Source organism: Pantoea sp. SGAir0183 (assembly GCF_043545505.1).
Genome location: NZ_CP028053.1, coordinates 4,347,888 through 4,370,279, shown reverse-complemented (window position 1 = coordinate 4,370,279; position 22,392 = coordinate 4,347,888). Strand labels below are relative to the sequence as shown.

Sequence of the window (22,392 nt, the reverse complement as noted above, 5' to 3'; positions counted from 1 at the left end):
GGCGGACTCCACTCGTACAAATTCGATAAGAAAAAGTAGGCACTAATCTAAGAAACGTTCATTTTTGACACAGACGAAAGAAAGCGCCTGCGACCGCTATCAGCGGTTTTCCACCCCGCAACCATCGGAGGATCGCCAGAGGAAGGGCGGATCATAGCGCAAAGCGCGACAGAGATCTTCCCTTTCTACACAGTTTTTCTCCTTTTTATCCACAGGGCATGAACGCGGGTAAAAGTCTACGCCTGCGGCAGAAAAAACCACCTGGGATCGTGCTGAATGATCCAAATTTTCGGACGGCTTCTCGTTTTTGACGTGTGGCAGGCGAATTTGATCGCAATAAGATCCTGCGCGATCCTTGCGCTTTAACGCAGACCCCGTATAATTCTCCCCCCGGCGTTGTCGCGTAAAGCTCAATGCCCGGACTCAGCGGGCTGTATCCGGGTTTTCTGGCGCCGCGACAAGCGAAGTAAATTGACTCGGGACTGTACAATTATTACAATCCCGCCTCTTTATTAAAGACACATTGAGGCGTCGGTCTGTTTGTTGGCCCGAAAACGCGTCACCCAGTGAAAATTTTCAAGTTTAGGTAGAAATCGCCATGAAACGCACTTTTCAACCGTCCGTACTGAAGCGCAACCGTTCACACGGCTTCCGTGCTCGTATGGCTACTAAAAATGGTCGTCAGGTTCTGGCACGTCGTCGTGCTAAAGGCCGCGCTCGTCTGACCGTTTCTAAGTAATAAAGCTAACCCTGATGGGTAAGCTCGCATTTCCCAGGGAGTTACGTTTGTTAACTCCCACTCATTTCACTTTCGTCTTTCAGCAGCCACAACGGGCTGGCACGCCGCAAATTACTATTCTCGGCCGCCTTAACGCGCTGGGGTATCCCCGCATCGGTCTTACCGTCGCGAAAAAACATGTGAAACGCGCTCACGAACGTAACCGGATCAAGCGATTGACCCGCGAAAGCTTTCGTCTGCGTCAACATGAATTGCCGTCGATGGACTTTGTGGTGGTCGCGAAAAAGGGTGTTGCCGATCTCGATAACCGTATGTTGGCGGAAGCGTTGGAGAAATTATGGCGTCGTCACTGTCGCCTGGCGCGCGGTTCCTGATCGTCCTGATACGCGTATATCAACGCGGTATCAGTCCATTGCTGGGGCCACACTGTCGGTTTCATCCGACCTGCTCTCAATACGGAATTGAGGCCTTACGCAGGTTTGGCGTGATAAAAGGCAGTTGGTTGACTTTAAAACGCGTATTAAAATGCCACCCTTTGAACCCGGGTGGTGACGATCCTGTGCCGCCAAAAACCTTTGATACCAGAGAACATTAACGATGGATTCGCAACGCAATCTCTTTCTCATCGCTTTTCTGTTCGTGTCTTTCATGATCTGGCAAGCCTGGCAGACGGACCACGCTCCGAAGCCATTGCAGACCCAGACCACGCAAAACACCAACAGCGCTGCCGGTGATGCTACCGGTGTTCCCGCCAGTGGCCAGGGTAAAACGATCACCGTTAAGACCGATGTCCTGTCATTAACCATCAACACTCGCGGTGGCGATGTTGATCAGGCGCTGCTGCTGACTTACCCGGATAAGCTGGGTTCTGACAAGCCGTTTGAGCTGCTTGAAACCACACCATCGTTTGTCTACCAGGCGCAGAGCGGTCTGACTGGCCGTAATGGTCCGGACAACCCGAACAACGGTGCGCGTCCGCTGTATACCACGGCACAGGATCACTTCGAACTGGCTGACGCTCAGAGCGAGCTGCGTGTTCCGATGACGTTCACGGCTGAAAACGGCGTTGTCTATACCAAAACGTTTGTGTTCAAGCGTGGCGACTATGCAGTTAACGTTGATTACAACATTAACAACACCAGTCAGCAGCCGCTGGAAGTGTCAATGTTTGGTCAGTTAAAACAGACCATCGATTTGCCTAAGCACCGCGATACTGGCAGCAATAACTTTGCGCTGCATACCTTCCGCGGTACAGCTTACTCCACCAGCGAATCGAAATACGAAAAGATTAAGTTCGATACTATCGCCGATAACGAAAACCTCAACACCACCACCACCAATGGCTGGGTGGCGATGTTGCAGCAGTATTTCGCTACCGCCTGGGTGCCGCGCACGCAGGGAACCAACACGCTTTACACCAGCAATCTGGGAAATGGCGTGGCGGCTATCGGCTATAAATCTGCGCCGGTCACCGTTGCACCGGGTGCACAGCAGACACTGGATGCCACACTGTGGGTAGGTCCGGAAATTCAGGATAAAATGGCCGCGATTGCGCCGCATCTTGACCTGACTGTGGACTATGGCTGGTTATGGTTCATCTCTCAGCCGCTGTTTAAACTGTTGAAGTTCATTCACAGCTTTATCGGTAACTGGGGCTTCTCCATCATCATCATCACGTTCATCGTGCGTGGCATCATGTACCCGCTGACGAAAGCGCAGTACACCTCGATGGCGAAAATGCGCATGCTGCAGCCGAAGATTCAGGCGATGCGTGAGCGTTTAGGGGATGATAAGCAGAAGCAGAGCCAGGAAATGATGGCGCTGTATAAGGCTGAAAAAGTGAATCCGCTGGGTGGCTGTCTGCCGCTGGTGATTCAGATGCCTATCTTCCTGGCCTTGTACTACATGCTGTCTGGCTCGGTTGAACTGCGTCATGCGCCGTTTATTTTATGGATTCATGACCTGTCAGCGCAGGATCCGTACTATATTCTGCCGATCCTGATGGGCATCACCATGTTCTTCATTCAGAAGATGTCACCGACGACGGTGACCGATCCGATGCAGCAGAAGATCATGACGTATATGCCTGTAATTTTCACCGTGTTCTTCCTGTGGTTCCCGTCAGGTCTGGTGTTGTACTACATCGTCAGTAACCTGGTGACCATTCTCCAGCAGCAGCTGATCTATCGCGGGCTGGAAAAACGTGGCTTACACAGCCGCGACAAGAAGAAAGCGTAAAACCGTCGCGGGAGGTCTCCCGCGATAAAACAGGTTATGCTCAGGCGGTCAAAGCGACCGCCTTTGTTTTTTGTAGTGAGAGAAAATGTATGAGCCATAGCGATACCATTGTTGCTCAGGCCACGCCGCCCGGACGCGGCGGCGTTGGCATTTTGCGTGTTTCCGGTCCGCAGGCCGCAGAGGTTGCCCGCCAGGTGCTGGGTAAACTCCCTAAACCACGTTATGCCGACTACTTATCGTTTAACGACAGTGATGGCAGCGTGCTGGATCAGGGCATCGCGCTATGGTTTCCTGGCCCCAACTCCTTTACCGGCGAGGATGTGCTGGAGCTGCAAGGTCACGGCGGCCCGGTGATTCTGGATCTGCTGCTGAAACGGATTGTGGCTCTGCCCGGATTACGTATCGCGCAGCCTGGTGAATTTTCTGAACGCGCGTTTCTGAACGACAAACTCGATCTGGCCCAGGCGGAAGCCATTGCCGATCTGATTGACGCCAGCTCAGAACAGGCCGCGCGTTCGGCGGTAAATTCCCTGCAAGGCGCATTCTCTGTCCGTGTTAACCAGCTTGTGGAAGCCCTGACTCACCTGCGTATCTACGTGGAAGCGGCCATTGACTTTCCAGATGAAGAGATCGATTTCCTGTCTGACGGCAAAATCGAAGGGCAGCTTAATGCTGTCATTCGCGATCTCGATGCGGTGCGCGCGGAAGCCAGACAGGGCAGCCTGCTGCGCGAAGGGATGAAAGTCGTCATTGCCGGTCGGCCAAATGCCGGAAAATCGAGCCTGCTTAATGCACTTGCCGGGCGTGAAGCGGCTATCGTCACGGATATCGCCGGCACCACGCGCGATGTGCTGCGTGAACACATCCATATTGATGGTATGCCACTGCATATCATTGATACCGCCGGTTTACGCGAAGCCAGTGATGAGGTGGAACGTATCGGCATCGAGCGCGCCTGGCATGAAATAGAACAGGCGGACCGCGTGCTGTTTATGGTTGATGGCACCACCACGCAGGCGACCGAACCGGCGGAAATCTGGCCCGATTTTGTCGCTCGCCTGCCGTCTCAACTGCCGATCACCGTGGTGCGTAATAAAGCGGACATCACCGGTGAAACGCTCGGCCTGACGGACGTCAATGGTCATGCCCTGATCAGACTGTCTGCCCGCACCAGCGAAGGGATTGATACCTTACGTGATCACCTCAAACAGACCATGGGATTTGCCGACAATATGGAAGGCGGCTTCCTGGCGCGCCGTCGTCATTTGCAGGCACTGGAATTAGCCGCAACCCACCTGGAGCAGGGAAAACATCAACTGCTGGGCGCATGGGCAGGGGAATTACTGGCAGAAGAGTTGCGTCTGGCGCAGCAGGCGCTAAGTGAAATTACGGGTGAATTTACCTCGGACGATCTGTTAGGCCGGATTTTCTCCAGTTTCTGTATTGGTAAGTAGCTCAGCGGGCAGACGGCGGTGGAAATGTGCATCCAGAAACGCAATCCGCCGTGCGTTGCGCATCGGTTGCCGTAACGGAAGGTATGATAACGAGGGATAAGATTGCTCACGTTTTGCGGCGTGCCAGGTCATTCACACTAAACCGGGCGAATATGCATCCAAAAGCGTGAACGCAACGTACAGGTTAAATACTGGATGTTTTCCTGGAGAGTTATATGACGATACCGCTCGATGATGCCGCGCTGAATACGTTGTTTTACCAGGCCCGTACGCACAGTCACTGGCAGCCTGAACCGGTGCAGCAGTCGCTGCTGGAGAAGCTCTATCAGATGGTTGCCCTGGCACCGACCTCGGCCAACTGCTCACCCGGTCGCTTTGTTTTTGTCACCTCTGCGGAGGGAAAAGAAAAGCTGAAGCCGGCCCTGGCCTCCGGCAACCTTGAGAAAACCCTGCGCGCCCCTGTCACCGTGATTATTGCCTGGGACAGCGAGTTTTATCAGCATCTGACCATGTTGTTTCAACATGCCGATGCGCGAAACTGGTTTACCAACACACCCGATCTGGTTAAAGAAACCGCATTTCGTAACAGTAGCCTGCAGGCAGGCTATCTGATCATGGCCGCGCGTGCGCTGGGGCTGGATGCAGGCCCGATGTCAGGATTCGATCCGCTTAAAGTGAACGCGGCCTTTTTTGCCGGTACCAGCTGGCAGGCCAACCTGCTCATTAACCTGGGCTATGGCTTACCCGACAAGCTCCCGCCCCGATTACCCCGGCTGAGCCTGGAGCAGGCCTGCCAGTTCGTCTGAGTTACTGGAGCGTTACGTGCTTACCGTAACGCTCACTGCTTTCCCGCCCTTTGCGTACGGTTTTAATGCGCGTCGATAAAGGCGATTTTCAATACAAACAGCAAGGCGACAATGACGACGCAGGGGCTGATTTCTCGCCAGCGACCGGTGCCCAGCTTCATCACACAGTACGCAATAAAGCCCAGTGCGATGCCTTCTGTAATCGAAAAACTAAAGGGCATCATGGCGGCAGTTACAAATGCCGGGACGGCTTCGGTCAGGTCATCCCATTTGACGCGGGACAGGCTGGCCGTCATCAGCACGCCAACATAGATTAACGCGCCTGCCGCAGCATAGGCCGGTACCATGGCCGCCAGGGGCGATAAAAACGTGACGAGCAGGAACAGAAGGCCTGTGACCACGGCCATCAATCCGGTACGGCCGCCGACGGCTACGCCGGAGGTACTTTCAATATAGGCGGTCACCGATGACGTTCCTGCCAGCGCGCCCGTTACCGAACTGATGCTGTCGACATACAACGCCTGTTTCATGCGCGGGAACGTGCCTTTTTCATCAGCCAGTCCGGCTTTGTCGGTCACGCCAATCAAGGTGCCGGACGAGTCAAACAGATTGACCAGCATAAAGGAGAATATGACGCCTGCCATGCCGATGTTGAACGCGCCTTTAATATCAACCTGACCGACAATCGCGGTGACAGATGGCGGCGCAGAAACCACGCCCGTGAACGTCACGTCGCCCAGCAGCCAGCCCAACGCCGTGGTGACGATCATCGAAATGAGCACGGCGGCGTGAATGTTGCGTGAGGCCAGAATGGCGATAATAAAGAATCCCAGCGCACCCAGCAGCACATTGTGTGAGCTGAGGTTACCCACGCTGACCAGCGTATCCGGGTTGGCCACAATGATACCGGCGTTTTTCAGGCCCATCATGGCAATGAACAGGCCAATGCCAGCGGTGATGCCTACGCGCAGGCTAAGCGGAATATTGGCGATCATCCAGTAACGTACCCGCAACAGAGTCAGGATGAGCAGACCCAGTGCGCCCCAGAAGATGGCACCCATGCCGACCTGCCATGAGTAACCCATCGCGCCGACGACCACAAAGGCAAAAAAGGCATTGAGGCCCATCGCCGGGGCCAGAGCGACAGGAAGATTGGCAAACAGCCCCATCAGGATGCTGCCGAACGCGGCAATCAAACAGGTCGTTACGAACACTGCCCGGGTATCCATGCCTGCGACACCTAAAATCTGCGGGTTCACAAAAACAATGTATACCATGGTCAAAAACGTGGTAATGCCTGCGATCACTTCGGTACGAACCGTTGTACCATGCTCCTGCAGTTTGAATACGCGCTGAAAAAGGCCTTGTTTATTCATGCCATTTATCCAGAAGAAAATTTCACCGGCGCGTATCCTGGCGATTTTGCCCCGGCAATACAATGATTTTTCGCAACCGATTGCCATATCCCGGCCCCTCAGGGCCACGCTGACGTGTTAAGGTACCCCGAACAAAAGGAGGAGTCAGATGTCTGTTGAATGCGTCTTTTTCGATTGTGACGGTACCCTGGTTGACAGTGAAGTCCTGTGCACCCGCGCGTATGTCACCACCTTTGCCCAGTACGGGATTACGCTCTCTCTGCAGGAGATGTTCGAAAAGTACAAAGGGGTAAAGCTGTATGACATCATCCGCGACGTCAGTGAAACGCATCGGGTCGCTCTGCCGCTGGAGGACGTTGAACCGGCTTACCGGCGCGAAGTGGCCCGTTTGTTTGACCGTGAACTGAAGCCGATAGCCGGTGCGAAGGCACTGGTCGCGCAAATGGCAGTACCGATATGCGTGGTGTCAAACGGCACGGTGAAAAAGATGCAGCACTCGCTGGGCCTCACCGGCATGCTGAATCATTTCGCTGACCGTCTTTACAGCGGCTATGACATTGGCCACTGGAAGCCCGAACCCGAGCTGATGTTTCACGCAGCCCAACAAATGCAGGTACCCGTCGAGCGCTGTATTTTGGTGGATGACTCCGAAGCGGGGGCGCGTGCCGGTATCGCAGCAGGCATGCCGGTGTTTTATTACTGTGCCGATGCTCATAATCCCGAACTCCATCATCCGCTGGTGACCGTGTTCACCGATATGGCCGCGTTACCCGCGCTGTGGCGCGCCAGAGGCTGGAACCTGACGCGCTGACTCAGGTCACCCAATGTCGTTTATCCACCCGACTGAGCAGCATTCCCAGCAATAAGCTGCCCACCAGCGTGACGGTAAAAACGGCAGGCAGGTCGAGCCAGGGACGCGCCATATCGTCATAGTGATGGGTGCGAATAAAATGGATGAACAGGGCGTGAAAGCCGTAGATGGGCAGAGAGTAGCGCGAAATGATGGCCAGACCGGGCAGCGTACGTTGATTAAAGGCATTTTTGAACACCACCAGCGCGCTTATTGCGGCAATGAATACCAGCGGTCCGCAATAGAGATACCACGTATCGTTAAAGGCACCATTAACGATTAACGCGCGCTTCGTACCCAGCATAATGCCGGTCACGCAGGCCACAAAGGTCACGGCAGCCAACGGTGTGATACCACGTCTTTCTGTGTCCATGGTACCGATCGCCCGGCCTAATAAGGCGTAGAGCAGGTAATAGATACTGTCGCCGCTCAGGTAAAGGTTAATGGGCAACCAGTGAAAGCGCCCCCACGACTGGTCCATGGTATTGGGATTCGCGAGGACCACCACAATCAGCACCAGTAGCGCCACGTAGCGCGGCCGCACGCTTTTTACCTGAATCAGGGGCGACAAGAGGTAAATCCCCATGAGCGCGAAGAAAAACCACAGATGGTAGAACACCGGCTTCTGCAGCATTTTTAAAATTGAACGGCCTTCGCCAATTGGCGTCAGCAGGCTGATATAAACCAGTGACACGGCACTGTAAAAAACCAGACATCCCAGCAGTCGCCACAGGTGGCGCGGCTGCGTACTGCGTTCACCAAAGAACAGATAGCCTGAAATCATAAAAAACAGCGGCACACAGATGCGTGACGCTGAATTGAACAGGTTAGCAATATCCCACCAGTGACCTTTTATGGCCATCGGCCCGGTCAGATACCACGTTGTGGTGTGAATGACGATGACCATCAGGCAGGCAATCGCCCGCAAATTATCAATCCAGTAAATCTTTTGCGACATGGTGTCCTCTGGCGCAGTGCGTCCCGGTGCAAAGCGTAGCCAGTCGCGTCGACGTCAACAAGCGCAATAGCGGGGATTCAGAACCCTCTGTGCACAGGATCGCATGAAAACGCATAACCGTATCGGTTAATCAGGCGATGACAGGCCGCCAGCAGGCTAAATCTGACACCAAAAATCCACTCTCGCGGCTGCGCCGCCGGATTTCCGGCTGCATATCACGCGGTCAAAGGGTATACTGTCGCACTCTTTTTTTATCTAGCCGAACCGCGTGCGAACTCATCATGCAAAAGTTTGATACCAAGACCTTTCAGGGCCTGATCCTGACATTGCAGGATTACTGGGCGCGCCAGGGCTGCACCATTGTTCAACCACTGGACATGGAAGTGGGCGCTGGTACTTCACACCCAATGACCTGCCTGCGCGCACTTGGCCCGGAGCCGATTGCTGCGGCCTATGTGCAGCCATCCCGTCGTCCTACCGACGGCCGCTATGGCGAAAACCCGAACCGCTTGCAGCATTACTATCAGTTCCAGGTGATCATCAAGCCGTCGCCGGACAATATTCAGGAGCTGTACCTCGGGTCGCTGAAAGCGCTGGGTATGGATCCTACCGTACACGACATTCGCTTTGTTGAAGATAACTGGGAAAACCCGACGCTGGGTGCCTGGGGACTGGGCTGGGAAGTCTGGCTTAACGGTATGGAAGTGACGCAGTTTACTTATTTCCAGCAGGTCGGTGGCCTGGAGTGTAAACCGGTTACCGGCGAGATCACCTATGGTCTGGAACGTCTGGCCATGTATATCCAGGGCGTGGACAGCGTTTACGATCTGGTCTGGAGCGACGGTCCGTTAGGCAAAACTACCTACGGTGATGTGTTCCATCAGAATGAAGTGGAGCAGTCGACGTATAACTTCGAATATGCCGACGTCGATTTTCTTTTCACCTGTTTCGAACAGTATGAGAAGGAAGCGCAGAAGTTGCTGGCGCTGGAAAAACCGCTGCCTTTGCCCGCTTACGAGCGCATTCTGAAAGCCGCACACAGCTTTAACCTGCTGGACGCGCGCAAGGCGATCTCGGTGACCGAACGTCAGCGTTATATTCTGCGTATTCGCACCCTGACCAAAGCCGTGGCTGAAGCCTATTACGCTTCTCGTGAAGCGCTGGGCTTCCCGATGTGCAATAACAAAAAGTAAGAGGCAGCCATGACTGAGAAAACCTTCCTGGTGGAGATCGGCACCGAAGAGCTGCCACCGAAAGCATTACGTAGCCTGGCAGAAGCCTTTGCTGCCCAGGTGACGGCCGAGCTGGATGCCGCGAATCTGAACCATGGCGAAGTGAGCTGGTTTGCTGCACCGCGTCGCCTGGCGCTGAAAGTCGCCCATTTGAGCGCCTCCCAGCCCGATCGTGAAGTAGAAAAGCGTGGACCTGCCGTTGCCGCCGCCTTTGATGCAGCGGGCAATGCCACCAAAGCGGCAGAAGGCTGGGCACGGGGTAACGGTATCACGGTCGATCAGGCTGAACGTCTGAGCACCGATAAAGGCGAATGGCTGGCCTATCGCGCTCAGGTGAAAGGCGAAGCGGCGCAGGCATTGCTGCCGGGCATGATTGCCACGGCGCTGAGCAAACTGCCGGTACCGAAACTGATGCGCTGGGGCGACAGCGACGTGCAGTTTGTGCGTCCGGTGCACACCGTTACGATGCTGCTGGGCGATGAACTGATCCCCGGCACGATTCTTGGCATCAAGTCCGATCGCGTTATCCGTGGTCACCGCTTCATGGGCGAAAGTGAAATCACGCTTGAGAACGCCGATCAGTATCCGGATGTGCTGGAAAAGCGCGGTCAGGTGATTGCCGACTATCAGGTCCGCAAAGCCATGATCAAAGCCGATGCGGAAGCCGCAGCACGGCGTTTAGGTGGCGTAGCCGACCTGAGTGACAGCCTGCTGGAAGAGGTAACATCGCTGGTGGAATGGCCGGTGGTATTGACCGCCACCTTCGAGGAAAAATTCCTTAAGGTGCCGGCTGAAGCGCTGGTTTACACCATGAAAGGCGATCAGAAGTATTTCCCGGTTTATGACGCGGAAGGCAAACTGCTGCCAAACTTTATTTTCGTCACCAACATTGAGTCGAGCGAGCCGCAGCAGATTATTTCTGGTAATGAGAAGGTGGTGCGCCCGCGTCTGGCGGATGCTGAATTCTTCTTTAATACCGATCGTAAAAAACGTCTTGAAGATCATCTGCCGCGTCTTGAAACCGTATTGTTCCAGAAGGAACTCGGTTCGCTGCGTGATAAAACGGATCGTATTCAGGCGCTGGCGGGCTGGATTGCGGCACAAACGGGCGCAGATGTGAATCACGCCACACGCGCAGGCCTGCTGTCAAAATGCGATCTGATGACTAACATGGTGTTTGAGTTTACCGACACCCAGGGCGTTATGGGCATGCACTATGCGCGTCATGACGGTGAAGCCGAAGATGTCGCTGTGGCGCTGAACGAGCAATATCAGCCGCGTTTCGCAGGTGATGATTTGCCGTCCAGCCCGGTAGCCTGTGCGCTGGCCATTGCTGATAAGATGGATACGCTGGCCGGTATTTTCGGCATCGGTCAACATCCTAAAGGCGATAAAGATCCCTTTGCTCTGCGTCGTGCCGCGCTGGGCGTTTTGCGCATCATCGTGGAAAAAAATCTGCCGCTTGATCTGCAAACGCTCACCGAAGAGGCCGTACGTCTGTATGGCAGCAAGCTGAGCAATGCGAACGTGGTTGATGACGTCATCGACTTTATGCTGGGCCGTTTCCGTACCTGGTATCAGGAAGAAGGCCACAGCATCGATACCTTGCAGGCGGTGCTGGCACGTCGTCCAACCCGTCCGGCGGACTTTGATGCACGTATGAAGGCGGTTTCGCATTTCCGTACGCTTGATGAAGCGGCCGCGCTGGCGGCGGCCAACAAGCGTGTCTCGAATATTCTGGCAAAATCAACAGAACCGCTGAATGACAGCGTTCAGGCATCACTGTTGAAAGAAAATGAAGAGATCCAACTGGCCACGTTTGTGACCGCCCTGAGCAGCAAACTGCAGCCTTACTTTGCAGAAGGACGTTATCAGGATGCGTTAATTGAACTGGCGCAGCTGCGTGAAGCGGTAGACAACTTCTTCGATAAAGTGATGGTGAATGCAGAAGACCCGGCGGTGCGAATTAACCGACTGACGCTGCTGTCGAAACTGCGTGAGCTGTTCCTGCAGGTGGCCGATATCTCGCTGCTGCAGTAATCGGTTCTGATACAGATAAAAGGGACGAGATATCGTCCCTTTTTTTATGCCGCCACCCGACCTGCTGGTGGCACTTTATCTTTTTGCCGTCGCAATAAAAAACTGACAACACCTGTGGTTGCGAAGGCGTCCTGGCAGCGCAGGGGCTGTTATTAAAGCCGGACGGCCACGAACCCTGTAATGGGCTGCGGCACTGCGCGGCGTGCAGCTTCAGAATGTCCAGGTCACGCCTGAAGACAGCGTCCAGAAATACTGTTGATCCGTCATCGGGCTGTCGCGGAGGGCCCCTGTAAGGAAGGTGACTTTGGGTTGCAGGTAGACATGGAAAGATTTTACAGGGTGCCAGTCAAACGCCACGGCAAGCCATGGCGTTACGCCCTGATGGTTCCAGGTCGGTAAACCACTGCGGGCAGATTCCTCTTCGCTTACCCCGTAGTAATAGCTTGCCTGCTGTTTACTGAGCCAGTCCACACCGGCCTGAGGATAAACGTCAAGTTGCATCAGAGAGACCTGCCCTGCCCAGGCAACTGTACCCAGCCATCCCCGGCTTTCGTTCAGCGTATCGCCAGACAATTCGGTTCGAAACGCACCAAGGGGCGTGATCTTCTGGTAACTCATGCCGCCCATCATGGTGCTGTGGCGGATGCGTAACTGGCGGAGTGCCGAATCAGAGGTCTGGCCCGGATCAAATTCGTTATCCAGATACCACCAGCGCGCTTTCAGTTGTGTGGTGTCATCTTTGATAAGATAGGCGCCCACTTCTGTGCCATCAATATAGACATGATCATTGTCATAGCCCACATAGGGCAGGCCAGAAAACTGAGTTTTATACGCGTGATAGGGCGTAAAGTTCGCTTCCCCCTGCGCACCCAGGGTCAGCCCCTCAGCCCAGGCATGCGTAATATTACCGAGCAGGAGGCAACATAATGCCGTTCTGAAGCGTAATGGGATGGTCGTCATTTTGTCCGGTTATCGTCTGGCTGAGGCAGTGAGCTGTCAGGCCTCACAGCCCGAAACGGGGCGTGAGCATACATAAAAATTTGTGCCGCCTTTTCATCCTGAGCGCGCGGGTTGCCTCAGAACAGGGCTGCCCGAAAGGTATATCGGACCCGCTGCAGCAATGCAAGAGATGGCTACGCTTATTCTCACGGAGTTCATCCCCTGTTTATACTGGTCACGACGGACAGGTGCAGGCTACTGCGCGAATGCGCCACTCCATGATGATGGGTAAGGGGAATAACGGAGACGTCGACAGCCCTTTACGTGGGAAAGCAAGGATTGCAGACTGAAATGCGCTAAGGAAACAGGCTGTCAGCACCGCTACCGGCATCAGCGCTGACAGCCTCGCCGATCAGGATGCCGGCGGCGTAGTTCGGGCAAAACTTTCCCGTTGAAAGAGTGTTTCGGCCAGCCTGACCAGTGCGGGCCGCTGAACGCACCAGTTAGGGACAACGCGACGGAAATTCAGATAGCCAATCATGCAGCCTGTGGCAATGTCGGCCAGATTCAGTTCGCCATTATCGATCCACTTTCCTTCACTTACTTCTTTTTCCAGGCTGTCCAGCCCGCGCTGAATCTTGTCGCGATGGCGTAACAGCACTTCTTCTGACTGGGCGTTACCTGGCCGCATTTGCTCACGTACGATCACCAGTGCCGCATCGCTGATGCCATCGGCCAGCTTTTCAAGCTGACGAACCTTTAAAGACGCCAGCGGATCAGCGGGCAATAAAGCCGGTGCCTGACCACGCAGTTCGAGGTACTCCGCAATGATGCTGGAATCGAACCAGACCTGCTGATCCTCCGCGACCAGCGCGGGCACTTTCCCCAGCGGGTTATATTGCGGAACATGGCTGTCTTCGCTGTAGGGCGACGCATTAACAAATTCGAACATCATGCCTTTTTCCAGCATGATGACAGAAATCTTGCGGACAAAGGGGCTGGTATAGCTGCCAATCAGTTTCATTGCGTTACTCCCGTTTAGCGAGGTTTCATCAGCAAAAAACTATTCACCGGGAAACATAAAAGGATTCAGGCCACTGCGTACAAAACCTTCCTGCTCCATACGTGCATCCAGCACTAAAGAGGCGAGATCGTCGGCGACCGGTTCAATGGCCGGATTTTTTTCCTGATAAAGCATTTTCATGTAGCTGCCACAGTCGCCGCAGCTTTCTGCTTTGACGGCCGCGTGCTCGCTGTCCAGTGACCAGTAATGCAGATCGCGGTTTTGGTCGCAATGAGAGCAGGTGTTCTGCACGACGTGCCATTCACTTTCGCACAGGTTGCAGTGCAGGTAGCGCGCACTTTCATGCGAACCCATATGTACGATGCTGGCGACCGGCAGGCTGTGACATACCGGGCAGTGCTGGCGTTGTGCGCCCATCTCCGCCTGAGCCGTACCGGGAATCAATGCCGCCATTTGTGCCCAGTAGATCGACAGCGCAGCCCAGATAAAAGGGGCTTTATCACTGCTCACCTGCGCGTACTCACCCGCAAACAGGGCACTGGCCAGCGTTTCCAGCTCGGTCGCTGACGCTTTCTCCAGGTTCTCTAACACCGCCAGCGCCTGACCGCTCATTTCGGGCTTTAGCTCCGCAACTAACGAGTGCAGCAGGCGATGCCAGTGTGGATCGCGCGAAAGAGTATGAATATCCAGCGGCGCTTTATCTTCCTGAGCGCTCCTGAGCAGATGTGCGTGAAGGTTCATCTGCAGAGGATGATCGTACAGAACGATTTCCTGCGCCTGGGCGATGACGGCGGCAAAGCGTAAATAGTCACCCAAAGGATTTTTTGCCGCCAGATCACGCAAACGCGCCGCCCGACGGCTGTATAAATTTTTCAGCCGGGGGAAGAGTAACGGCGGGATCATTTCCGCTGGGTTTTTTTCGCTCTTCTCCAACGGGTCTTTCGGGATAATGCGGATGCGCATAAAAGGCATTTTCCTGTTTGTTGGCTGATTACGCTACTCACGACACCAGCAAAAATGAGGTTGTCTGTATCGGCTACGAATAGCCGTTATGGGCCGGATCTCTCGCCATTTTCCCTCGTGAGCGGTTCTCAGCGAGCAAAGCAGGCGGAAAACCGCGTCAGGAAACCACAGTGCAAAACTGGTCCCACCAGGCTGAGCATAGCAGTCCAGTCCTTTATCTTCAGTATGAAATACATTTTTCGCCGGCGACAACAGGCATAACGCATTGTGAATAACGGCAAATCTGTGGGCCTTTCACGCTTTATGCTGTCTGCCCCCCACAGACTTGTTGCAGCACGGCGCAGGGTACAGAATAGAAGCTATTCAGCATGGCGCAACAGGGTTACCTTTACGCCATCCGCAACAGCTCAGGGTCAGAACAACGTGAAGAACAACGAAGTGAAAGAGGAAACCGGTGCGAGTGAGCGAGCAGGCTTGCGTGAAATCCATGTCTGGCAACGTGACGACCTGCACCATGCTCAGGCCGACTGGTTAGCCGAAGAAGTGCCCGTGGCGTTGGTGTATAACGGTATTTCTCACGTTGTGATGATGACAACGCCCAAGGACCTGGAGGCGTTTGCTGTCGGTTTTTCACTCTCAGAAGGCATCATCGATTCTCCGGCCGATATTTTCGGAATGGATGTGGTGACCGGTTGTCACGGCATTGAGGTGCAGATTGAATTATCCAGCCGACGTTTTATGGCGCTGAAAGCCCAACGGCGAGCGCTGGCCGGCCGGACGGGTTGCGGCGTATGTGGCGTGGAGCAACTGGAGCAGATCGGAAAGCCGCTGACGCCGTTGCCGTTTACGCAGACTTTTCCCCTGGCGCAGCTGGACAGCGCGCTGGCGCAGCTCAAGGACGTCCAGCCCGTCGGGCAAAAAACAGGCTGCACGCACGCGGCCGCCTGGATACATCCTGAGGGTGGACTGATTCATGGCTGTGAGGATGTCGGCCGCCATGTGGCACTGGACAAACTGCTGGGCTATCGCAGTCAGGCCGAATGGGGCAATGGTGCCGTACTGGTCTCCAGCCGGGCCAGCTATGAAATGGTGCAGAAATCGGCAATGTGCGGCGTTGAAATTCTGTTTGCCGTGTCTGCCGCAACCCAGTTAGCGGTGGAGGTGGCCGAACGCTGTCATCTTACCCTGGTAGGATTCAGTAAACCGGGCCGTGCCACCATCTATAGTCATCCGCAGCGGCTGAGATAACGTCTGCGTGTTCGGGGCGCTTTGCAGGTAATCCTCTTTACGCACCCAGGCTTTCCGCCACCGAAAAATCTGGCTGCTTTGCATGCTTTTTCAAAACCTTATGTTTAATAGGGCATTGATTACGCTTTTACCGATCATGAATTTAACTATAATGATACGACTGCTTACGCGGCACGTGCCGACATTGTCGTGCTGCTCAAACACTAAATGGAGAGGAAGAACATGAGTTATTCACTGCCATCCCTGCCTTACGCTTACGACGCTCTGGAACCGCATTTTGACAAGCAGACGATGGAAATCCATCACACCAAACACCACCAGACTTATGTCAACAACGCCAATGCGGCGCTGGAAGGGACTGAATTTGCCGATCTGCCTGTCGATGAACTGATCACCAAACTGGATCAGCTGCCAGCAGATAAAAAAGGCCCGCTGCGCAATAACGCGGGTGGTCACGCTAACCACAGCCTGTTCTGGAAAGGCCTGAAAACCGACACCACGCTGCAGGGCGAGCTGAAAGCCGCGATTGAAAAAGATTTCGGCAGCGTAGAAAAATTCCAGGAAGAGTTTGAAAAAGCGGCAGCGACCCGTTTCGGCTCCGGTTGGGCCTGGCTGGTTAAGAAAGGTGACAAACTGGCCGTGGTTTCAACCGCTAACCAGGACAACCCCCTGATGGGCGAAGCGATCGCTGGCGTATCGGGTTACCCTATCATCGGTCTGGATGTGTGGGAACACGCCTACTACCTGAAGTATCAAAACAAACGTCCGGATTACATCAAAGCTTTCTGGAACGTGGTTAACTGGGACGAGGCGGCAGCGCGCTTCGCATCCGCTAAGTAAGCGCTAAGCGCCACAGGTACTTTCAACCGGCAGAGTGGCTCTGCCGGTTTTTTTACGCCCGCAGGATGTTCCTTACCCCTGATAATCCTCGTTGACGCAATAGTAACGCTTGCTTAGCGATGCTGCCGCCCCGCATTTTACAATTCTGAAACCGCCGTTCTTACCTGCAACAGCCAGACAGGCTTAGCATTCTAAACAATCATTAAACGAAGCGTGAGTTTATCCCGCTAAATTTTTAACAATTTGAGTCATTAACCTGCCGTTGATGCCGGTCGTTTTATCATCAGTGTCACTATCAGACTAATAAGAACGTAGGCTATGTCTATTTATACTACACATGATGTGACGGCGGATTCCTGCGCCGGTTTATTTTTCCAGTTACTTAGCGGAAAGTACGTCCCTAACAAACTCTGGCGTAGCCGTCTTTTCCGGCTTAAATTTGCTTTAAGAACGCTTATTGCGCCTGTTACGACTTTGCGTTATTTACAGCAACTTTCTGCGTTACCAAGAATCACCCAGTTGTTGCACGTACAGGGGCTGTTACCTGCAAAACTTCATCGCCCCTATCTGCGTGCGGGGATGAGCGTCGCGCAACGGGCGCAGGCGATTCTTGATCATTATGCGTTGATGGGAAGTCTGGAGAACAGTCAGCTTCGCCAGATTCTGCAAAGCGGAGAGGAGACAGTCCTTGCCAGGTTTGAAGGTAAAAATAATGAAGCGTTCAATATTACTTGTCGCTCCGGATATTTCGATCGTGAAGGGGAAGTCACGGTTGTTTTACGTTATGAAAATGAGGCGCTGGCTTCTCTGTCATTTACCATTATGAATGACGAAAAACAGCGAACTTTGCTGATTGGTGGTTTGCAGGGACCACGTAAACATATCTCAAATGATGTTATTCGTGATGCAACGAAAGCCGCACACGGCTTATTTCCTAAACGCCTGTTAATGGAAGTTGTATTTATTTTGGCTCAGCAATGCGGCGTTAAGAAAATTGCGGCGGTTGGCGACGAAACCCATGTTTTTCGTAGCCTGCGTTATCGTCACAGCAAAGGTGATAAGTTTTTCGCCAGCTATAGTGAATTCTGGCTGACGCTGAATGGTCAGGCCCGCGCTGATGGCATGTTTGCACTGCCGCTGATGTTGCCACGAAAAACGCTTGAGGAAATTGCCAGCAAGAAGCGGGCCGAATACCGCCGTCGTTATACGCTGCTGGATACGCTGGCAGAGCAGGTGAATATGGCTACTGGCCAGCATGCGGTGGATCAGGCGGCTGCCTGATCGCACACATCAAAAGGCGCTTTTGGCAAAGCCTGTCATGACCTGCAGGTTCATTTCTCGTCCCAGCGCGGTCATAGGGTGCACGACAACCAGGCCGCGTACACTTTTCTTTAAGGCACCCAGATTGGCCTGTTCTTTTTTGGTAATTTCGCGGCTGAACGGCAGTTTCTGCAGTTTTTGCGCTTCCTGGCTCAATTTGGCGTCGCGCTGATTGCGCAGACGTTCAATTTCCGTCACCAGCGTTTCTTTCTCTTTTAAAAGCGCGCCCAGCTTTTCAGCATCACCCGCTTCCAGTAGCTGAGGCTCTTTACGGTTCAGCGCGTCCAGTTGATCGCTGAGGCGTTTAATTTCGTTCTTTTCTTGCTCTTTCATGACAACAACTCGTTGAGGAAAACAGGCTAAGGATACACCAAATTCACGACAGATTCTCGGGAGAAGGGTGAAAGAGGGAGCGGTTCAGGCTCCCCGCAGGATTTAGCTGGATGCCTTCTTAAACGCCTGTTTCAGGCTGATACGGGAAATGAGTTCTGTCAGAGACAGGACCATCGTGGAGCGCACCATTTGCAGGTAGCGTTGCTGCTGCATCGCCTGTAAGGCGGGATCGTCTGTCTGTAAGGTGGGAACCGGCGGCCAGGCTGAGACGCAATGCAATTCACCGAAAGGACCCAGGATTTCATCATCGGTAAAACGATAATCGCCCGCGTCGTGATTCAGCTCTTCGCGCAGGGCCAGCAGCAGTTCACAATCTTCATATTCATGACGACTAATCACCCCAAGGCCATAAATCAGCTTAAGCCTGACCGACAGCTCGCCGAGCGGGCCGTCGCCCAGCAACAGGGGCTCCACGGCGTATTTCACGGCGTAGTCATCTTTACGGAATACTTGTAACACCAGCACATTAACGGCTTCGGCCAGCAGTTCAACTGCGGCGAACAGAAAGCTCCGCACCGATCGCCCCGCGTTCAGACGTTCAAGCACACGATTTTCAAAAGCCTGCTTTTCTTCCATTATGGCCTGCGTCAATGTCGTACTGCTGTCGGAGGCGACGTCATCGCCCCCGATCTGGATTGCTAACATGGCGTTATTATGCCATGGCGTGCCAGGCGCTAACGGCTTCTTTTACAATCTCACTGTCAGCCTCCAGGCCAGATACCTGAGCCAGGGTTGCCTGTGGCCCTTTTTCCGCCAGCAGTGCAGCCAGCTCTTGCGCCTGCGGATCCTGGTCGCTGTGGTAGTGCATGGCGGCCGCAATCCCTTTCACCAAATTGGCATGCGGCAATCCGTATTCCAGTGTGCCCAGCGTTGGTTTAATCAGGCGATCGCCCGCACTTAACTTACGAAGTGGCTGCCGACCCACGCGTTCAACATCATCTTTTAAGTAAGGATTTTCAAAGCGGCCCAGGATTTTCTGGATATAGGCAGCATGTTTATCGGCGTCGAACCCATAACGTTTGATGAGCACCGCGCCACTCTCTTCCATGGCGCCCTGAACGACGGCGCGAATACCCTCATCAAGAATGGCATCGCGGATGGTCTGGTGGCCAGCCCGTTGTCCCAGGTAGGCCGTAATCGCGTGGCCGGTGTTGAGTGTAAAAAGCTTACGCTCAACAAAGGCCATCAGGTTGTCAGTCAGTTCCATGCCCGGCATGGTGGGCAGATCGCCCTTAAACTGGGTCTTATCCACAATCCATTCGCTGAAGGTTTCCACGGTGACTTCCAGCGGATCCTCACTGCCGGCTTCAGAAGGCGGTACAATACGATCAACCGCAGAATCGACAAAGCCAACATGCGCCTCAAGCCAGGCGTGATACTGGGACGGTAGTGCCTGGAGCACATGCTGTTTGAGCTGACTGGTACCGCGAACCATATTTTCACAGGCGATAATATTTAGCGGCTGAACATTGCCGTTATCACTGCGTTTGGCCAGACCTTTGGCGACGCTGGTGGCGATGCGTTCCAGGATTTGCGGGCCAACCGCAGTGGTAACGAGATCAACTTCAGCGATCAGAGGGATAATATCGTCGCTGGTACTGTTAACGGCGCTGACGCCTGTAACGATGTCGACGTTGGCCTGTTCACCGACGACATGCACAGGATATTCATGACGTGCATTCAGGGCATCCAGTACCGTCTGATTCACATCTGCGAAAACCAGCTCAATACCTGCGTCTGCCAGCAGTTTACCAATAAAACCGCGACCAATATTACCCGCTCCAAAATGTAACGCTTTCATAATTTTTACCCATATCAAATGACAACGGGGCGGGCATGTCCGCCCCAACAAAGTGGGACGGGCATAACCGCCCCAGGGAAAATGTCGGACCGAATCAGTCTAACGCTGGCTTGCCTGATAACAGATTCAGCACATCTTGAACGCTGTTGGTATGAGCCAGTTTTTCAATGACCTGCTCATCGTCAAGTGCGTTGGTCAGGCTGGTGATCACCTGAATATGCTCGTTATTGCGGGCGGCGATACCAATGACCAGGCGCGCCACCTCATCGGGTTCATCACCAAACTGCACGCCAGCAGGGTACTGGCAGAAAACCACACCGGTTTTCAGCACCCGGTCTTTAGCCTCAACCGTGCCGTGCGGGACCGCGATCGATTCGCCAAGGTATGTCGGCGTCAGCTTTTCCCGCTCCAGCATCGCATCAACGTACTCGGGCTGAACATAACCCCCTTTCACCAACTGCTCACCCGCAAAGCGGATGGCCTGCTCTTTATTACTGGCATTCAGTCCCAGGAACACATTGCTCGCCCCCAGTTTAAACAGGTTGGCACTGCCGTCATCATAGCTGTCACCCAATGTTTTCTGTACGACTTCCCGGTTCGCTTCACTCCGGTTTGCCGCCGCCAGGCGCTGGGTCAGCGTGCTGTACAGAGCACTGTCCAGAAAGTTATTCAGTGAAATGTGTTGGGCATGAGGAGCCTGACGAATGGCGCGTTCGGTCAAATCGCGATGCGTAATGACTAAGTCAACATCACCCGGCAGCGCGTTAATGGAGCTGTTGGTTACCGACACATGCGTTAAGCCTGCATCCTGAACTTTCTTACGCAGTACGCCTGCCCCCATAGCGCTTGACCCCATGCCGGCATCACAAGCCACGATGATTTTACGCACATGGTTCAGGTCAACGCTCATCGCATCGCTGGCAACCGCGGCACCTGACACCGCCTGCCCTTTTGACTCGGCTTTCATATCATGCATGCGCTGCGTAGCCGCTTTGATATCATCGTCTTCTTTCACTTTGCTGGTTTTGAGCAAAATAGCAGAGACCACGAAGGAAACAGCAAAAGCAGCGAAGACGGCGGCAATATTCGCAAAATAAGCGCCTTTTGGCGTCATGGCTAATACCGCCAGGATAGATCCCGGTGAGGCAGGGGAAACCAGGCCGCCATGCAGAACCGTCAGAGTAAACACGCCGGTCATACCGCCGAGGATCACGGCCAGCAGCAGGCGTGGTGCCATCAGGACATAAGGGAAGTAGATTTCGTGAATACCGCCCAGGAAGTGGATGATAGCCGCACCGCCGGCAGACTGCTTCGCACTACCACGACCAAAGAACATATAGGCCATCAGTACGCCCATACCCGGGCCTGGGTTGGCTTCAATCAGGAAGAAGATTGACTTACCGGCTTCGCTTGCCTGTTGAATCCCCAACGGTGAGAAGATGCCGTGGTTAATAGCATTATTAAGAAACAGGATTTTTGCCGGTTCGACAAAGACAGACGTCAATGGCAGCAGGTTATTTTGCACCATCAAATTGACGCCAGCGGACAGGATATGTGACAAACCTTCGACAAGGGGACCAATCGCCAGGAAGGCCAGCAACGCCAACAACATGCCGATGATCCCGGCAGAGAAGTTGTTAACCAGCATTTCGAAGCCGCTTTTGATTTTGCCGTCAACCATGCGGTCAAATGACTTGATTGCCCAGCCACCAAGCGGGCCTGCGATCATCGAGCCGAGGAACATCGGCATATCAGCACCGACAATCACGCCCATTGTCGTGATGGCACCCACCACACCGCCGCGATCGCCTCCCACCAGACGTCCACCTGTAAAGCCAATTAGCAATGGCAGCAGGTAAGTGATCATCGGGGCGACAAGTTTCGCCAGTGTTGCGTTTGGAATCCAGCCCGTTGGAATAAACAGCGCGGTGATAATACCCCAGGCGATAAACGCGCCGATGTTAGGCATCACCATATTACTCAAAAAGCGACCAAAGCTTTGAACTTTGACCTTTACTGATGAGGACATAAGCCCACCCCTTGTTGAGACGCGCTGCAACAGGAGCGCGCGTTTGTTTTTGTTTAGCCACTACGGCGATGCGCCGTCAGTATTACTGTATGCAGGCGGACTTTATCACGCGAATATTGGCCTGCGTAGTGGGTGGCCCCAT

The 22,392-nt window shown here is 54.0% G+C and carries 21 protein-coding genes; 12 read left to right on the top strand and 9 right to left on the bottom strand.

Annotated elements, in window-relative coordinates; all coding sequences use genetic code 11:
- The first annotated feature begins 598 nt into the window (after window positions 1-598).
- The 6 genes from rpmH to C1N59_RS20285 all read left to right on the top strand — a co-directional run bounded on the left by rpmH (window position 599) and on the right by C1N59_RS20285 (window position 5,237).
- A complete protein-coding gene (rpmH, locus tag C1N59_RS20310; protein WP_000831330.1) occupies window positions 599-739 on the top strand; it encodes a 50S ribosomal protein L34 in 141 nt (46 codons plus the stop codon).
- 14 nt (window positions 740-753) lie between these two features.
- Window positions 754-1,113 carry a ribonuclease P protein component gene (gene rnpA, locus C1N59_RS20305; protein WP_013023999.1) on the top strand — a complete coding sequence of 120 codons (360 nt, stop codon included), beginning with the start codon at window positions 754-756 and terminating at the stop codon, window positions 1,111-1,113.
- Complete coding sequence (yidD, locus tag C1N59_RS20300) at window positions 1,077-1,334, top strand: membrane protein insertion efficiency factor YidD (protein WP_006121380.1); 258 nt, start codon at window positions 1,077-1,079, stop codon at window positions 1,332-1,334. Before rnpA ends, yidD begins: the two co-directional genes overlap by 37 nt.
- Window positions 1,335-1,336: 2 nt before the next feature.
- Entirely contained in the window at window positions 1,337-2,977 is a 1,641-nt protein-coding gene (gene yidC, locus C1N59_RS20295) for a membrane protein insertase YidC (RefSeq protein ID WP_394550138.1), read from the top strand.
- Window positions 2,978-3,066: 89 nt separating this feature from the next.
- Window positions 3,067-4,431: a tRNA uridine-5-carboxymethylaminomethyl(34) synthesis GTPase MnmE gene (gene mnmE, locus C1N59_RS20290; RefSeq protein WP_006121382.1), complete on the top strand. Its 1,365-nt coding sequence runs from the start codon at window positions 3,067-3,069 to the stop codon at window positions 4,429-4,431.
- Window positions 4,432-4,646: 215 nt separating this feature from the next.
- Window positions 4,647-5,237: a malonic semialdehyde reductase gene (locus tag C1N59_RS20285; protein WP_006121383.1), complete on the top strand. Its 591-nt coding sequence runs from the start codon at window positions 4,647-4,649 to the stop codon at window positions 5,235-5,237.
- Between the two features lie 62 nt (window positions 5,238-5,299).
- Here C1N59_RS20285 and C1N59_RS20280 read toward each other — a convergent pair whose 3' ends face one another.
- On the bottom strand, window positions 5,300-6,613 hold the full coding sequence (locus C1N59_RS20280) for an NCS2 family permease (RefSeq protein ID WP_033737296.1): 1,314 nt from the start codon (window positions 6,611-6,613) through the stop codon (window positions 5,300-5,302).
- Between the two features lie 148 nt (window positions 6,614-6,761).
- On the opposite strand from C1N59_RS20280, the gene yieH reads away from it, so the two are divergent.
- Window positions 6,762-7,424 carry a 6-phosphogluconate phosphatase gene (gene yieH, locus C1N59_RS20275; RefSeq protein ID WP_394550137.1) on the top strand — a complete coding sequence of 221 codons (663 nt, stop codon included), beginning with the start codon at window positions 6,762-6,764 and terminating at the stop codon, window positions 7,422-7,424.
- A 1-nt stretch (window position 7,425) separates the two neighbouring features.
- On the opposite strand, the gene C1N59_RS20270 is transcribed toward yieH, so the two are convergent.
- Window positions 7,426-8,421, bottom strand: a complete 996-nt coding sequence (locus C1N59_RS20270; protein WP_054634747.1) for an acyltransferase — start codon at window positions 8,419-8,421, stop codon at window positions 7,426-7,428.
- A gap of 281 nt (window positions 8,422-8,702) precedes the next feature.
- Here C1N59_RS20270 and glyQ point away from each other — a divergent pair, with 281 nt between their 5' ends.
- Both glyQ and glyS read left to right on the top strand, forming a co-directional pair.
- Window positions 8,703-9,614 carry a glycine--tRNA ligase subunit alpha gene (glyQ, locus tag C1N59_RS20265; protein ID WP_006121387.1) on the top strand — a complete coding sequence of 304 codons (912 nt, stop codon included), beginning with the start codon at window positions 8,703-8,705 and terminating at the stop codon, window positions 9,612-9,614.
- A 9-nt stretch (window positions 9,615-9,623) separates the two neighbouring features.
- Window positions 9,624-11,693: a glycine--tRNA ligase subunit beta gene (gene glyS, locus C1N59_RS20260; RefSeq protein ID WP_394550136.1), complete on the top strand. Its 2,070-nt coding sequence runs from the start codon at window positions 9,624-9,626 to the stop codon at window positions 11,691-11,693.
- A 210-nt stretch (window positions 11,694-11,903) separates the two neighbouring features.
- On the opposite strand, the gene C1N59_RS20255 is transcribed toward glyS, so the two are convergent.
- The 3 genes from C1N59_RS20255 to fdhE all read right to left on the bottom strand — a co-directional run bounded on the left by C1N59_RS20255 (window position 11,904) and on the right by fdhE (window position 14,619).
- Window positions 11,904-12,653, bottom strand: coding sequence for a MipA/OmpV family protein (locus C1N59_RS20255; RefSeq protein ID WP_394550135.1), 750 nt, complete (start codon window positions 12,651-12,653; stop codon window positions 11,904-11,906).
- Between the two features lie 391 nt (window positions 12,654-13,044).
- On the bottom strand, window positions 13,045-13,656 hold the full coding sequence (locus C1N59_RS20250; RefSeq protein WP_033737305.1) for a glutathione S-transferase: 612 nt from the start codon (window positions 13,654-13,656) through the stop codon (window positions 13,045-13,047).
- Window positions 13,657-13,695: 39 nt separating this feature from the next.
- A complete protein-coding gene (gene fdhE, locus C1N59_RS20245) occupies window positions 13,696-14,619 on the bottom strand; it encodes a formate dehydrogenase accessory protein FdhE (protein ID WP_039339184.1) in 924 nt (307 codons plus the stop codon).
- Between the two features lie 474 nt (window positions 14,620-15,093).
- Here fdhE and fdhD point away from each other — a divergent pair, with 474 nt between their 5' ends.
- From fdhD to C1N59_RS20230, 3 genes are all read left to right on the top strand, one after another.
- Window positions 15,094-15,867 carry a formate dehydrogenase accessory sulfurtransferase FdhD gene (fdhD, locus tag C1N59_RS20240; RefSeq protein WP_226374606.1) on the top strand — a complete coding sequence of 258 codons (774 nt, stop codon included), beginning with the start codon at window positions 15,094-15,096 and terminating at the stop codon, window positions 15,865-15,867.
- A gap of 222 nt (window positions 15,868-16,089) precedes the next feature.
- Window positions 16,090-16,707, top strand: a complete 618-nt coding sequence (gene sodA, locus C1N59_RS20235) for a superoxide dismutase [Mn] (RefSeq protein ID WP_394550134.1) — start codon at window positions 16,090-16,092, stop codon at window positions 16,705-16,707.
- A gap of 318 nt (window positions 16,708-17,025) precedes the next feature.
- Window positions 17,026-17,988 (top strand): VirK/YbjX family protein, encoded by a 963-nt coding sequence (locus C1N59_RS20230; RefSeq protein WP_205955800.1) that lies wholly within the window; start codon window positions 17,026-17,028, stop codon window positions 17,986-17,988.
- 9 nt (window positions 17,989-17,997) lie between these two features.
- Here C1N59_RS20230 and C1N59_RS20225 read toward each other — a convergent pair whose 3' ends face one another.
- The 4 genes from C1N59_RS20225 to C1N59_RS20210 all read right to left on the bottom strand — a co-directional run bounded on the left by C1N59_RS20225 (window position 17,998) and on the right by C1N59_RS20210 (window position 22,250).
- Window positions 17,998-18,360, bottom strand: a complete 363-nt coding sequence (locus C1N59_RS20225) for a YibL family ribosome-associated protein (RefSeq protein ID WP_006121395.1) — start codon at window positions 18,358-18,360, stop codon at window positions 17,998-18,000.
- Window positions 18,361-18,462: 102 nt separating this feature from the next.
- Complete coding sequence (locus C1N59_RS20220; protein ID WP_394550133.1) at window positions 18,463-19,065, bottom strand: MltR family transcriptional regulator; 603 nt, start codon at window positions 19,063-19,065, stop codon at window positions 18,463-18,465.
- Between the two features lie 7 nt (window positions 19,066-19,072).
- Window positions 19,073-20,221 (bottom strand): mannitol-1-phosphate 5-dehydrogenase, encoded by a 1,149-nt coding sequence (mtlD, locus tag C1N59_RS20215; RefSeq protein ID WP_394550131.1) that lies wholly within the window; start codon window positions 20,219-20,221, stop codon window positions 19,073-19,075.
- Window positions 20,222-20,315: 94 nt separating this feature from the next.
- A complete protein-coding gene (locus C1N59_RS20210) occupies window positions 20,316-22,250 on the bottom strand; it encodes a PTS mannitol transporter subunit IICBA (RefSeq protein ID WP_394550130.1) in 1,935 nt (644 codons plus the stop codon).
- Window positions 22,251-22,392 lie beyond the last annotated feature (142 nt).